The organism is Mesorhizobium sp. M0771 (genome assembly GCF_040320155.1).
Taxonomy (GTDB): Bacteria; Pseudomonadota; Alphaproteobacteria; order Rhizobiales; family Rhizobiaceae; genus Mesorhizobium.
Genome location: NZ_JAMYPC010000005.1, coordinates 195,689 through 209,966, shown reverse-complemented (window position 1 = coordinate 209,966; position 14,278 = coordinate 195,689). Strand labels below are relative to the sequence as shown.

Sequence of the window (14,278 nt, the reverse complement as noted above, 5' to 3'; positions counted from 1 at the left end):
CAGGAAACGGGTTTTCTCCCGTTTTAGCCGTCGCCGCCAGGCGGCGGGAAACAGATCAGGGGCCGCCGCCGAGGTGGCCGCGCATGCAAGGTGAGCCGCGGCGAGGCTCGCCCCGAGTTTATAGCTAAGGAGCGACGATGGCCCAGACCCAGACTTTCAATGGCCGCAGACGCGTACGCAAATTCTTCGGAAAGATTCCGGAAGTTGCGGAGATGCCGAACCTGATCGAGGTTCAAAAAGCATCCTATGACCAGTTCCTGATGGTGGCGGAGCCCAAGGGTGGGCGTCCGGACGAGGGACTGCAGGCCGTTTTCAAGTCGGTTTTCCCGATCTCCGATTTCTCCGGCTCCTCGATGCTGGAGTTCGTGAAGTACGAGTTCGAAGGACCGAAATTCGACGTTGACGAATGCCGTCAGCGCGACCTGACCTATGCCGCGCCACTCAAGGTGACGCTGCGCCTCATCGTGTTCGATATCGACGAGGATACCGGCGCAAAGTCGATCAAGGACATCAAGGAGCAGGACGTCTATATGGGCGACATGCCGCTCATGACGCTCAACGGCACCTTCATCGTCAATGGCACGGAGCGCGTCATCGTCTCGCAGATGCACCGTTCGCCGGGCGTCTTCTTCGACCATGACAAGGGCAAGTCGCACTCCTCGGGCAAGCTTTTGTTTGCGGCGCGCGTCATTCCCTATCGCGGTTCGTGGCTCGACATCGAGTTCGATTCCAAGGACGTCGTGCATGCCCGCATCGACCGCCGCCGCAAGATTCCGGTGACGTCGCTCTTGATGGCGCTCGGCATGGACGGCGAAGAGATCCTGTCGACCTTCTACAACAAGATCACCTACAAGCGCGCCGGCGACCACTGGCGCATCCCGTTCAACGTCGAGCGTTTCCGCGGCCTCAAGGCCGTTGGCGACCTCGTCGATGCCGACACAGGCGAAGTTGTCGTCGAGGCCGGCAAGAAGATCACCGCCCGCCAGGCAAGGGCGCTTGGCGAAAAGGGTCTGAAGGCGATCAAGGCGACCGACGAGGATCTGCTCGGCAATTACCTGGCCGAGGACATCGTCAACTACGGCACCGGCGAGATTTTCCTCGAAGCCGGCGACGAGATCGATGAAAAGACGCTGAAGGTGCTGCTCGGCACGGGCGAAAGCGAGATCAAGGTTCTCGACATCGACCACGTCAATGTCGGCGCCTACATCCGCAATACGCTCAACGTCGACAAGAACGAGAGCCGCCAGGACGCACTGTTCGACATCTACCGTGTCATGCGCCCGGGCGAGCCGCCGACGCTTGAAACCGCCGAAGCCATGTTCAACTCGCTGTTCTTCGACTCGGAGCGCTACGACCTGTCGGCCGTCGGCCGCGTCAAGATGAACATGCGCCTCGAGCTCAAGGCTGAGGATACCGTGCGCGTGCTGCGCAAGGACGACATCCTGGCCGTGGTCAAGACGCTGGTCGAGCTGCGCGACGGCAAGGGCGAGATCGACGACATCGACAATCTCGGCAACCGCCGCGTGCGTTCTGTCGGCGAGCTGATGGAGAACCAATACCGCGTCGGCCTGCTGCGCATGGAGCGCGCGATCAAGGAACGTATGTCCTCGATCGAGATCGACACGGTGATGCCGCAGGACCTGATCAACGCCAAGCCGGCGGCTGCCGCCGTACGCGAGTTCTTCGGTTCCTCGCAGCTGTCGCAGTTCATGGATCAGACCAACCCGCTGTCGGAGATCACCCACAAGCGCCGCCTGTCGGCACTTGGACCGGGCGGTCTGACCCGCGAGCGCGCCGGCTTCGAAGTGCGGGACGTGCACCCGACGCATTACGGCCGCATCTGCCCGATCGAGACGCCGGAAGGCCCGAACATCGGTCTGATCAACTCGCTGGCGACCTTCGCGCGCGTCAACAAGTACGGCTTCATCGAAAGCCCGTACCGCAAGATCGTCAACGGCAAGCTGACCAATGAGGTCGTCTATCTCTCCGCTATGGAAGAGTCCAAGCACCACGTCGCGCAGGCCAATGCCGAGCTCGACAAGAATGGTGGTTTCGTCGACGAATTCGTCATTTGCCGCAGCGCCGGCGAAGTGATGATGGCGCCGCGCGAAAACGTCGATCTGATGGACGTGTCGCCCAAGCAGATGGTGTCCGTGGCCGCGGCGCTGATCCCGTTCCTCGAGAACGACGACGCCAACCGCGCGCTGATGGGCTCCAACATGCAGCGTCAGGCCGTGCCGCTGGTGCGCGCCGAAGCGCCGTTCGTAGGCACCGGCATGGAGCCGATCGTTGCCCGTGACTCGGGCGCCGCCATCGGCGCCCGCCGCGGCGGCATCGTCGACCAGGTGGACGCGACGCGTATCGTCATCCGCGCCACGGAAGATCTCGATCCCGGCAAGTCGGGCGTCGACATCTACCGGCTGATGAAGTTCCAGCGTTCGAACCAGAACACCTGCATCAACCAGCGTCCGCTGGTGCGCATGGGCGACCGCGTCAACAAGGGCGACATCATCGCCGACGGTCCGTCGACCGAGCTCGGCGATCTGGCGCTCGGCCGCAACGTGCTGGTCGCGTTCATGCCGTGGAACGGCTACAACTACGAGGACTCGATCCTGCTCTCCGAGCGCATCGTGGCCGACGACGTCTTCACCTCGATCCACATCGAGGAGTTCGAGGTCATGGCCCGCGACACTAAGCTTGGACCGGAGGAAATCACGCGTGACATTCCAAACGTTTCGGAAGAAGCGCTGAAGAACCTCGACGAAGCCGGCATCGTCTATATTGGCGCGGAAGTGCAGCCGGGCGACATCCTGGTCGGCAAGATCACGCCGAAGGGCGAAAGCCCGATGACGCCGGAAGAAAAGCTCCTGCGCGCCATCTTCGGCGAAAAGGCGTCCGACGTTCGCGACACCTCGATGCGCATGCCTCCGGGCACCTTCGGCACCGTCGTCGAAGTGCGCGTCTTCAACCGCCACGGCGTCGAGAAGGACGAGCGCGCCATGGCGATCGAACGCGAGGAGATCGAACGCCTCGCCAAGGACCGCGACGACGAGCAGGCGATCCTCGACCGCAACGTCTATTCGCGCCTTTCCGACGTTCTCGTCGGCAAGGAAGCGATTGCCGGGCCGAAGGGCTTCAAGAAGGGCTCGAAACTGTCGAAGGACACGCTTGACGAGTATCCGCGTTCGCAGTGGTGGCAGTTTGCGGTGGAGAACGAAAAGCTCCAGAGCGAACTGGAAGCCCTGCGTGGCCAGTACGACGATTCCAAGAAGGCGCTCGAGCAGCGCTTCATGGACAAGGTCGAGAAGGTCCAGCGCGGCGACGAAATGCCTCCGGGCGTCATGAAGATGGTCAAGGTCTTCGTGGCCGTGAAGCGCAAGATGCAGCCGGGCGACAAGATGGCGGGACGTCACGGCAACAAGGGTGTCGTGTCGCGGATCGTTCCGGTCGAGGACATGCCTTTCCTCGAGGACGGCACGCATGCCGATATCGTGCTCAACCCGCTGGGTGTGCCGAGCCGCATGAATGTCGGCCAGATCCTGGAAACGCATCTGGGCTGGGCATGCGCGGGCATGGGCAAGAAGATCGGCGAGCTGATCGACGCGTACAAGACGGCTGGAGACATCAAGCCGTTGCGCAAGACGCTCGAGAGCTTCATCCCAGCCAACGACCGCAACGAGCCGGTCCGCGAATATGACGACGAGAGCATCGTTCGCCTCAGCGAGCAGATGCGCCGCGGCGTCTCTATCGCGACACCGGTGTTCGACGGCGCGCATGAAGTCGACATCAACATCATGCTGGAGCAGGCGGGCCTGCACACCAGCGGTCAGTCGCAGCTCTATGACGGACGCACCGGCGAGCCGTTCGATCGCAAGGTGACGATGGGCTATATCTATATGCTCAAGCTTCACCACCTGGTGGACGACAAGATCCACGCGCGTTCGATCGGTCCGTACTCGCTCGTTACCCAGCAGCCGCTGGGCGGCAAGGCGCAGTTCGGTGGCCAGCGCTTCGGCGAAATGGAGGTCTGGGCGCTGGAAGCCTATGGCGCCGCCTACACGCTGCAGGAAATGCTGACGGTGAAGTCGGACGATGTCGCCGGCCGCACCAAGGTCTACGAGGCGATCGTGCGCGGCGACGACACGTTCGAGGCCGGCATTCCCGAGAGCTTCAACGTGCTCGTCAAGGAAATGCGGTCTCTCGGCCTCAATGTCGAGCTGGAGAACACCAAGCTCGACGACAACCCTGTCCGGCTGCCAGATGCTGCCGAATAGGGGCGCGGCCGAGTAAGCAAGACATCCGGTCGCGGAACGCCGCGACCGGATGCGACAAATTCTACGGCCAGTGGGCCGACCACTCAGCGGGCATTTGGCCCGCGTTAGATGCAAGGGGTTTTCGAGGACCCCGAAAAGGAGAACGGCATGAACCAAGAGGTCATGAATCTCTTCAATCCGCAGGCGCCGGCGCAGGTGTTCGATTCCATCCGGATATCGCTCGCCAGCCCTGAGAAGATTCTGTCCTGGTCGTTCGGCGAGATCAAGAAGCCGGAGACCATCAACTACCGCACCTTCAAGCCGGAGCGTGACGGTCTGTTCTGCGCGCGCATTTTTGGCCCGATCAAGGACTATGAATGCCTGTGCGGCAAGTACAAGCGCATGAAGTACAAGGGCGTCATCTGCGAAAAGTGCGGCGTCGAAGTCACGCTGTCGCGCGTTCGCCGCGAGCGCATGGGCCACATCGAGCTGGCGGCACCTGTCGCTCACATCTGGTTCCTGAAGTCGCTGCCGTCGCGCATCGGCACGCTGCTCGACATGACCCTGAAGGACATCGAGCGCGTCCTCTACTTCGAGAACTACATCGTCACCGAGCCTGGCCTCACCGCGCTGAAGGAGCACCAGCTGCTCAGCGAGGAAGAGTACATGATCGCCGTCGACGAGTATGGCGAGGATTCGTTCACCGCCATGATCGGCGCCGAGGCCATTCATGACCTTCTGGCCGGCATGGACCTGGAGAAGATCGCCGGCGACCTGCGTTCGGAACTGGCTTCGACCACGTCCGAGCTGAAGCAGAAGAAGTATCTGAAGCGGCTCAAGGTCGTCGAGAACTTCATGGAGTCCGGCAACCGTCCGGAATGGATGATCATGAAGGTGGTTCCGGTGATCCCGCCGGACCTGCGCCCGCTGGTTCCTCTGGATGGTGGACGTTTCGCGACGTCCGACCTGAACGATCTCTATCGCCGCGTCATCAACCGCAACAACCGTCTGAAGCGGCTGATCGAGCTGCGCGCCCCCGGCATCATCGTGCGCAATGAAAAGCGCATGCTGCAGGAAGCCGTCGATGCGCTGTTCGACAACGGCCGTCGCGGCCGCGTCATCACCGGCGCCAACAAGCGTCCGCTGAAGTCGCTGTCCGACATGTTGAAGGGCAAGCAGGGCCGGTTCCGCCAGAACCTGCTCGGCAAGCGCGTCGACTATTCGGGCCGTTCGGTCATCGTCACCGGTCCGGAGCTCAAGCTGCACCAGTGCGGCCTGCCGAAGAAGATGGCGCTCGAACTGTTCAAGCCGTTCATCTACGCCCGCCTCGACGCCAAGGGGTTCTCCTCGACCGTCAAGCAGGCCAAGAAGCTGGTCGAGAAGGAGCGTCCGGAAGTCTGGGATATCCTCGACGAGGTCATCCGCGAGCATCCGGTGCTCTTGAACCGTGCGCCGACGCTGCACCGCCTCGGCATCCAGGCGTTCGAGCCGATCCTGATCGAAGGCAAGGCGATCCAGCTGCATCCGCTGGTCTGCACGGCCTTCAACGCCGACTTCGACGGCGACCAGATGGCCGTTCACGTGCCGCTCTCGTTGGAAGCGCAGCTTGAAGCCCGCGTGCTGATGATGTCGACCAACAACATCCTGCACCCGGCTTCCGGCGCGCCGATCATCGTGCCTTCGCAGGACATGGTCCTGGGTCTCTACTATCTCTCGATCGTCAATCAGAACGAGCCGGGCGAAGGCATGGTGTTTGCCGACATGGGCGAACTCCAGCACGCGCTCGAGACCAAGGCGGTGACGCTGCACTCCAAGATCAAGGGTCGTTTCCGCACGGTCGACGCCGAAGGCAAGGTCGTGTCGAAAATCTACGACACCACGCCTGGCCGCATGATCATCGGCGAGCTGCTGCCGAAGAACGTCAATGTGCCTTACGAGACGGCCAACCAGGAGATGACCAAAAAGAACATCTCCAAGATGATCGACACCGTCTACCGCCACTGCGGTCAGAAGGAGACGGTCATTTTCTGCGACCGCATCATGGCCCTCGGCTTCAGCCACGCCTGCCGCGCCGGCATTTCGTTCGGCAAGGACGACATGCTGATCCCGGACGCCAAGATCAAGCTGGTTTCCGACACCGAAGCTTTGGCCAAGGAATACGAGCAGCAGTACAATGACGGCCTGATCACTCAGGGCGAGAAGTACAACAAGGTCGTCGACGCCTGGGCCAAGTGCTCGGAAAAGGTCGCCGACGAGATGATGGCCCGCATCAAGGCCGTCGAGTTCGAGGACAGTGGCCGTCAAAAGCCGATGAACTCGATCTACATGATGTCGCATTCGGGTGCGCGTGGTTCGCCCACCCAGATGCGTCAGCTCGCCGGCATGCGCGGCCTGATGGCAAAGCCCTCGGGTGAAATCATCGAGACGCCGATCATCTCGAACTTCAAGGAAGGCCTGACCGTGCTCGAGTACTTCAACTCGACCCACGGCGCCCGCAAGGGTCTGGCCGACACCGCCTTGAAGACGGCGAACTCGGGTTACCTCACCCGTCGTCTGGTCGACGTGGCGCAGGACTGCATCGTCAACTCCGTGGATTGCGGCACCGACAAGGGCCTCACCATGCAGCCGATCGTCGATGCCGGTCAGGTCGTCGCTTCGGTCGGCCAGCGCGTGCTGGGCCGCACCTCGCTCGACGACATCACGCATCCGGTTTCGGGCGAAGTTCTGGTCAAGGCCGGAACGCTGATGGACGAACGTGACGTGGAAAAGATCGAAAAGGCCGGCGTGCAGTCGGTCCGCATTCGCTCGGCACTGACCTGCGAGGTCAGGATCGGCGTGTGCGCGGTCTGCTACGGACGCGATCTTGCCCGCGGCACCCCGGTCAACCAGGGCGAAGCCGTCGGCGTCATCGCGGCGCAGTCGATCGGCGAGCCGGGCACCCAGCTCACCATGCGTACCTTCCACATGGGCGGTACGGCGCAGGTGGTGGACAGCTCGTTCCTTGAAGCCTCGTATGAGGGCAAGGTCGAGATCCGCAACCGCAACGTGGTGCGCAACTCGGACGGCCAGCAGATGGTCATGGGCCGCAACATGGCGGTGCTGATCCTCGACGAAGCCGGCAAGGAGCGTGCCTCGCATCGCCTTACCTATGGTTCGCGCATCTTCGTGGACGATGGCGACAAGGTGAAGCGGGGCCAGCGTATCGCCGAATGGGATCCCTATACCCGCCCTGTCCTTACCGAAATCGAGGGCAAGGTGTCGTACGAGGATCTGGTCGACGGCATTTCCGTTCAGGAAACGGCCGACGAATCGACCGGCATCACCAAGCGCGAGGTCATCGACTGGCGCTCGACGCCACGCGGCAACGACCTCAAGCCGGCGATCGCCATCCTTGACCCCAAGGGCAAGGTCGGCAAGCTGTCGAAGGGCGGCGACGCCCGCTTCCTGCTCTCGGTAGAGGCCATTCTTTCGGTCGAGCCGGGTTCGCAGGTTCGTCCCGGCGACGTTTTGGCGCGTATCCCAATGGAAAGCGCCAAGACCAAGGACATTACCGGCGGTCTGCCGCGTGTTGCCGAACTGTTCGAGGCACGTCGTCCGAAGGATCACGCCATCATCGCCGAGATCGATGGCACGATCCGCTTCGGCCGCGACTACAAGAACAAGCGCCGCATCATCATCGAGCCGCATGACTCGACGCTTGAGCCGGTCGAATACCTGATCCCGAAGGGCAAGCCGTTCCATCTCCAGGACGGCGACGTCATCGAGAAGGGCGACTACATCCTCGACGGCAATCCGGCGCCGCACGACATCCTGGCGATCAAGGGCGTGGAAGCACTTGCTTCCTACCTCGTGAACGAAATCCAGGAAGTCTACCGTCTGCAGGGCGTGTCGATCAACGACAAGCACATCGAGGTGATCGTTCGCCAGATGCTGCAGAAGGTCGAGATCACGGTACAGGGCGACTCGACCTACATTCCGGGCGACCACGTCGACGTGATCGAACTGGAAGAGGTCAACGAGCGCCTGGTCGAGGACGGCAAGAAGCCGGCCGAAGGCCAGCCGGTGCTGCTGGGCATAACCAAGGCCTCGCTGCAGACGCCTTCCTTCATCTCGGCCGCCTCCTTCCAGGAGACGACCAGGGTGCTGACCGAAGCTGCGGTTGCCGGCAAGACCGACATGCTGCAGGGCCTGAAGGAAAACGTCATCGTCGGCCGGCTGATCCCGGCCGGTACCGGCGGCACGATGAGCCAGATCCGGCGCATCGCCACCTCGCGCGACGAACTGATCATCGACGAACGCCGCAAGGCCTCCGGTGTCGAGGTCGCCGAGCCGATGCTGACCGACATGGTCAACGCCGCGCAGTAAGCGCGGTAGGACGAGAAGAAGGAAGGGGGCCCCAGTGGCCCCTTTTCGCGTTTTGACCCCCAATCGAATCGAGGAAAACATGAGCAAGAAGGTTTGGACTGACGTCGACGACTACATCGTTTCCTCTCTCTTCGAGGCAGATCCCATCCTCGAAGCGGTGCTTGCGGCCAACCGCGACCAGGGCCTGCCGGCCATCGACGTATCGCCGGCGCAGGGCAAGCTGCTGTCGCTGCTGGTCCGCATCAGCGGCGCCAGGAAGGTGCTGGAGATCGGCACGCTTGGCGGCTACTCGACCATCTGGATGGCAAGGGGATTGCCCGTCGGCGGCAAGATCGTGACGCTCGAACTCGAGCTGCATCATGCAAAAGTCGCGCACTCGAATCTCGAGCGGGCAGGGGTGCCGGACAAGGTCGAGCTCAGGATCGGCCCCGCGCTTCAGTCGCTTGAGACGCTGGCTGCCGAAAATGCCGGTCCGTTCGATCTGATCTTCATCGACGCGGACAAGCCGAACAACCCGAATTATCTGTCATGGGCCATGCGCCTGTCGCGGCCGGGGACGGTCATCATCTGCGACAACGTCATCCGCGACGGCACCGTGCTCAACGACGATGGCCGTGACGCGTATGTCGAAGGCGCACGCGGTGCGTTTTCCTTCATCGGCGGCGACAAGCGCCTGGACGGCACCGCCATCCAGACCGTCGGCGCCAAAGGCTATGACGGCTTTGCGATTGCGATCGTCGAGTAAGGCTGCATGGTGAGTGTCCGGACTGCGGTGCGGCAGAACTCATCGTTCAATCGAAGAACGCTTCCACCACATTGCGCTTGCCGAGCATGAAGGCGTCGGCCACGTGCTGCAGGGGTGCCAAATCGACATCGGAGACGCCGGCGCGTACGATTTCAGCGAAGCGCCGGTAAAGCTGGGGATATTCGGCCTCCGGCTCGTCGTGAACCACCTTGCCGTCGATGGCGAGCTTGGTGCCGCCGCCGGACAGCACCATCTTGCCCTTGTCGGTGTCGGCCAGGATGTCCCAGCTCTGTGGTCCCGTCTGCAGCCAGTCGAGCTCCATGGTCACCGGCAACCCACCCGAGGTGCGGAATGTCACGTGGGCCGCCACAGGCGAGGCGCGGTTTTCCGGGAAGTCGAGGACGGCCGAGGTGATGAACATCGCCGGCAGGATGTGGGTTGCGATCGACAGTGCGTTGATGCCGGGATCGAAGACACCGAAGCCGCCCGGCGCCCAGATCCAATCCTGGTTCGGATGCCAGCGGCGGACATCTTCCTTCCAGACGATGGCGGCCGAGTTGACCTTGGCCGACGCCAGGAAGGCACGCGCGGCTTCCACCGCCGGCGCGTAGCGCGAATGCCAACTGGCGAACAGTGAGACGCCACTGGCTGCCGCCAGTCTCTTCAGGTCCTCGACCTCGCTGACGGTGGCGCCCGGCGGCTTCTCCAGGAAAACATGCTTCTTCGCAATCAGCGCCGTGCGTGCCGCGTCGTAGCGGAACTGCGGCGGCATGCACAGCGAGACGGCCTCGAGGTCGGGCACCGCGTCGAGCATCGCCTCAATGGTCGGAAAATTCGGGATGCCGTCCACCTTGCCGTGCCGGCTGGCGGCGGCGATGAGGCGGTAGTCCGCATCCTTGGCCACTGCCGGCAGATGCTGGTCGCGCACGATCTTGCCGACGCCGACGATGCCGAGCTTGATGGGACCATTGTTCGAGGGCATGGGGACTCCGGATTCGAATTTGGCTTGTTAAGTCGCTTGGTTCTTAGCAGAGAACCGGTGCCGGGCAAGCCGGCGCGGTACAGGCGCAAGCAGCCTGTGACGCTCAGAGCGGCACGTCAAACGTGACGATCGACACCTCACCTTCGAGGGCACCCTGAAAGGCTGACAGATGCGGCTCCTCGTCGGGTTCGCCGTCCATATCGCCGATCTGGTCGAGCTCGACTTCGGCATAGCCTTCGGCCGCAAGCGATTCGAGCACCCGGCGCACGGCCGAATCGTCGTCGGGCGCAACCAGCATCACATGGACGCCTTCAGGCTTGCCGCCCTTCTTTTTCCAGACCCGGCCGGTGACGATGGTGACCGGGCGTTCCTCATTGTCGTTCACGGGCTGATTCCTCTTGAGACGGGGGCGGGCGAGGGGTTTTGGGCTGTCCATGGCGCCTTTTGCCATGAAGTACCCGCGCATGACAGCCAAAAGCCGGTCACTTTCTTGTCTGCCCCGGTCACTTTCTTCCTCTGCCTTGCAAAACGAAGAAAGAAAATTACATGCGTTTTTCGCATGGCTGCCAAGCCGTCGTCAGCGCGCAATATTTGGCGTGCCGGGGTTGACGGTTCACGGTCTTGCGAGTAGAAGCCGCCCAGTCAGAACCGATGTGAGGCTCTCCCTTCCGAAGCGACACGCTTTGGAGTTTGCCTCAAACAGGGTTCGTTTTACGAGCGAAAAGACATTTCCGGCGCGCATGAAGCGGTTCCCGCTTCCTCTGCATTTTGTTCGGGCAGGACCGCGAGGCGCGGTTTATGGCCCGAATTTGCGTATGGAATTGGCGCTTTGAGCGGCCCTGACCGGGCGAGACACGGAATTGAGAGACAAGAGGGTTTAATGCCTACCGTCAACCAGCTGATCCGCAAGCCGCGCATTGCGCCGGTGAAGCGCAACAAGGTCCCGGCCATGCAGCAGAACCCGCAGAAGCGGGGCGTCTGCACGCGCGTCTATACAACGACGCCGAAGAAGCCGAACTCGGCACTGCGCAAGGTGGCCAAGATCCGCCTGACCAACGGCTTTGAAGTGATCGGCTACATCCCCGGCGAAGGCCACAACCTTCAGGAACACTCCGTGGTCATGATCCGCGGCGGCCGCGTCAAGGATCTTCCGGGCGTGCGCTACCACATCATCCGCGGCGTGCTCGACACGCAGGGCGTGAAGAACCGCAAGCAGCGCCGTTCGAAGTACGGCGCCAAGCGTCCGAAGTAAGGGGCGTCCGAAGTAAGATTTTCCGGCCCTGGCGCTGCTTGAATGCGTCGGGCTACGAGATTGAGAGACAAAAGCCATGTCGCGTCGTCACAGTGCAGAAAAGCGTGAGATCAATCCGGACCCGAAGTTCGGCGATCTGATCGTCACCAAGTTCATGAACGCCGTTATGTATGACGGCAAGAAGTCGGTTGCCGAGACCATCGTCTACGGTGCGCTCGACCAGGTTCAGTCGAAGACCAAGCAGGAGCCGGTCACCGTCTTCCATCAGGCTCTCGACAATGTCGCGCCGCATGTGGAAGTCCGGTCGCGCCGCGTCGGCGGCGCTACCTACCAGGTTCCGGTCGATGTGCGCCCCGAGCGCCGCCAGGCCCTGGCGATCCGCTGGCTGATCGCCGCGGCCCGCAACCGCAACGAGACCACCATGGTCGACCGCCTCTCCGGCGAGCTGATGGACGCAGCCAACAACCGCGGCACCGCCGTGAAGAAGCGTGAAGACACCCACAAGATGGCTGAAGCCAACCGCGCTTTCGCACACTACCGCTGGTAAAGCGCGAACGAGACTGAGAAGGCATCCAAGATGGCCCGCGAATACAAAATCGAAGACTACCGCAATTTCGGTATCATGGCGCATATTGACGCCGGCAAGACGACGACCACCGAGCGCGTCCTCTATTACACGGGCAAGTCGCACAAGATCGGCGAAGTCCACGACGGCGCTGCCACCATGGATTGGATGGAGCAGGAGCAGGAGCGCGGCATCACCATCACGTCCGCCGCCACCACGACCTTCTGGAAGGGTCGCAGCGGCAAGATGTACCGCTTCAACATCATCGACACTCCCGGACACGTCGACTTCACCATCGAAGTCGAGCGTTCGCTGCGCGTGCTCGACGGCGCCATTGCGCTGCTCGATGCCAATGCCGGTGTCGAGCCGCAGACCGAGACTGTCTGGCGCCAGGCCGACAAGTACAAAGTTCCGCGCATGATCTTCTGCAACAAGATGGACAAGATCGGCGCCGACTTCTACCGCTCGGTCGAGATGATCGGCTCGCGTCTTGGTGCGCATGCCGTCGTCATGCAGCTGCCGATCGGCGCTGAGACTGAATTCAAGGGCGTTGTCGATCTCGTCGAGATGAACGCGCTGGTCTGGCGCGACGAGACGCTGGGCGCAGCCTGGGACGTCGTCGAGATCCCGACCGATCTCCAGGCCCGTGCCGAAGAATACCGCGAGAAGATGATCGAAGCCGCTGTCGAAATGGACGAGACGGCACTCGAGAATTACCTCGAAGGCAAGATGCCGTCGAATGACGAGATCCGCGCGCTGATCCGCAAGGGCACCATCGCCGTCAAGTTCTACCCGATGTTCTGTGGCTCGGCCTTCAAGAACAAGGGCGTGCAGCCGCTGCTCGACGCCGTCGTCGAATACCTGCCGTCGCCGGCCGATGTTCCCGCCATCAAGGGCGTCGACGCCAAGACCGACGCCGAGATCGAGCGTCATGCCGACGACAACGAGCCGCTGTCGATGCTGGCCTTCAAGATCATGAACGACCCGTTCGTCGGTTCGCTGACCTTTGCCCGCATCTATTCGGGCAAGCTGACCAAGGGCATCTCGGTCGATAACACCGTCAAGGGCAAGAAAGAGCGCATCGGCCGCATGCTGCAGATGCATGCGAATTCGCGCGCCGACGTCGAAGAAGCCTTTGCCGGCGACATCGTTGCTCTGGCTGGCCTCAAGGACACGACCACCGGCGACACGCTCAGCGATCCGCTGCACCCGGTCATCCTCGAGCGCATGGAATTCCCCGATCCGGTCATCCAGATCGCCATCGAGCCGAAGACCAAGAACGACCAGGAAAAGATGGGCCTCGCCCTTCACCGCCTGGCTGCCGAGGATCCGTCCTTCCGTGTCAAGACGGACGAGGAAAGCGGCCAGACCATCATTTCGGGCATGGGCGAACTTCACCTCGACATCATCGTCGACCGCATGCGTCGCGAGTTCAAGGTCGAGGCCAATGTCGGCGCGCCGCAGGTGGCTTACCGCGAGACCATCACCCGCAGGCACGAGCAGGACTACACCCACAAGAAGCAGACCGGCGGTACCGGTCAGTTCGCCCGCGTCAAGATCGTGTTCGAACCGAACCCGGAAAGCTCGGAGTTCGAGTTCGAGACCAAGATCGTCGGCGGTGCGGTTCCCAAGGAATACATCCCGGGTGTCGAAAAGGGCATCAACAGCGTCATGTCGTCGGGTCCGTTCGCGGGCTTCCCGATGATCGGCGTCAAGGCGACGCTTATCGACGGCGCTTACCACGATGTGGACTCCAGCGTTCTGGCCTTCGAAATCGCCGGCCGCGCCTGCTTCCGTGAAGCCGCACCCAAGCTTGGCGTGCAGCTGCTCGAGCCGATCATGAAGGTCGAAGTCGTGACCCCGGAAGACTATGTCGGCAGCGTCATCGGCGACCTGAACGGCCGTCGCGGCCAGATCCAGGGCCAGGAAGCGCGTGGCGTGGCTGTCGTCATCAACGCGATGGTGCCGCTGGCCAACATGTTCAAGTACGTCGACAACCTGCGCTCGATGAGCCAGGGCCGCGCGGCCTACACGATGCAGTTCGATCACTATGAGCCTGTGCCGACCGCGGTCGCCCAGGAAGTCCAGAAGAAATACGCGTAACCTGAACGGGTTG

The 14,278-nt window shown here is 62.2% G+C and carries 8 protein-coding genes; 6 read left to right on the top strand and 2 right to left on the bottom strand.

What is annotated here, in order from left to right; translation table 11 throughout:
* Positions 1 to 137: 137 nt before the first annotated feature.
* The 3 genes from rpoB to NKI05_RS10210 all read left to right on the top strand — a co-directional run bounded on the left by rpoB (position 138) and on the right by NKI05_RS10210 (position 9,363).
* Positions 138 to 4,274, top strand: coding sequence for a DNA-directed RNA polymerase subunit beta (gene rpoB, locus NKI05_RS10220; protein ID WP_023686024.1), 4,137 nt, complete (start codon positions 138 to 140; stop codon positions 4,272 to 4,274).
* A 147-nt stretch (positions 4,275 to 4,421) separates the two neighbouring features.
* Positions 4,422 to 8,618 carry a DNA-directed RNA polymerase subunit beta' gene (gene rpoC, locus NKI05_RS10215; RefSeq protein ID WP_023667434.1) on the top strand — a complete coding sequence of 1,399 codons (4,197 nt, stop codon included), beginning with the start codon at positions 4,422 to 4,424 and terminating at the stop codon, positions 8,616 to 8,618.
* A gap of 79 nt (positions 8,619 to 8,697) precedes the next feature.
* Entirely contained in the window at positions 8,698 to 9,363 is a 666-nt protein-coding gene (locus tag NKI05_RS10210) for an O-methyltransferase (RefSeq protein WP_023815325.1), read from the top strand.
* A 46-nt stretch (positions 9,364 to 9,409) separates the two neighbouring features.
* Here the strand turns inward: NKI05_RS10210 and NKI05_RS10205 are convergent, their stop codons facing one another.
* Together NKI05_RS10205 and NKI05_RS10200 are read right to left on the bottom strand one after the other, a co-directional pair.
* On the bottom strand, positions 9,410 to 10,345 hold the full coding sequence (locus NKI05_RS10205; RefSeq protein WP_023815324.1) for a Gfo/Idh/MocA family protein: 936 nt from the start codon (positions 10,343 to 10,345) through the stop codon (positions 9,410 to 9,412).
* Positions 10,346 to 10,448: 103 nt separating this feature from the next.
* The gene (locus tag NKI05_RS10200; RefSeq protein WP_023694876.1) at positions 10,449 to 10,730 is read right to left on the bottom strand and encodes a hypothetical protein; all 282 of its coding nucleotides are present in this window, start codon (positions 10,728 to 10,730) and stop codon (positions 10,449 to 10,451) included.
* A gap of 495 nt (positions 10,731 to 11,225) precedes the next feature.
* Between NKI05_RS10200 and rpsL the strand changes: the two genes are divergently transcribed.
* The 3 genes from rpsL (at position 11,226) to fusA (ending at position 14,265) form a co-directional block, all read left to right on the top strand.
* Entirely contained in the window at positions 11,226 to 11,597 is a 372-nt protein-coding gene (gene rpsL, locus NKI05_RS10195; RefSeq protein ID WP_006333356.1) for a 30S ribosomal protein S12, read from the top strand.
* Positions 11,598 to 11,673: 76 nt separating this feature from the next.
* Positions 11,674 to 12,144: a 30S ribosomal protein S7 gene (gene rpsG, locus NKI05_RS10190; RefSeq protein WP_008875664.1), complete on the top strand. Its 471-nt coding sequence runs from the start codon at positions 11,674 to 11,676 to the stop codon at positions 12,142 to 12,144.
* 30 nt (positions 12,145 to 12,174) lie between these two features.
* The gene (gene fusA / locus NKI05_RS10185) at positions 12,175 to 14,265 is read left to right on the top strand and encodes an elongation factor G (RefSeq protein WP_023707177.1); all 2,091 of its coding nucleotides are present in this window, start codon (positions 12,175 to 12,177) and stop codon (positions 14,263 to 14,265) included.
* Positions 14,266 to 14,278: the final 13 nt, after the last annotated feature.

Coding starts and splice junctions, on each gene's coding strand:
- rpoB (WP_023686024.1), top strand. CDS start 138: ATGGCCCAGACCCAGACTTTCAATGGCCGCAGACGCGTACGCAAATTC.
- NKI05_RS10205 (WP_023815324.1), bottom strand. CDS start 10,345: ATGCCCTCGAACAATGGTCCCATCAAGCTCGGCATCGTCGGCGTCGGC.
- rpoC (WP_023667434.1), top strand. CDS start 4,422: ATGAACCAAGAGGTCATGAATCTCTTCAATCCGCAGGCGCCGGCGCAG.
- rpsL (WP_006333356.1), top strand. CDS start 11,226: ATGCCTACCGTCAACCAGCTGATCCGCAAGCCGCGCATTGCGCCGGTG.
- NKI05_RS10210 (WP_023815325.1), top strand. CDS start 8,698: ATGAGCAAGAAGGTTTGGACTGACGTCGACGACTACATCGTTTCCTCT.
- rpsG (WP_008875664.1), top strand. CDS start 11,674: ATGTCGCGTCGTCACAGTGCAGAAAAGCGTGAGATCAATCCGGACCCG.
- fusA (WP_023707177.1), top strand. CDS start 12,175: ATGGCCCGCGAATACAAAATCGAAGACTACCGCAATTTCGGTATCATG.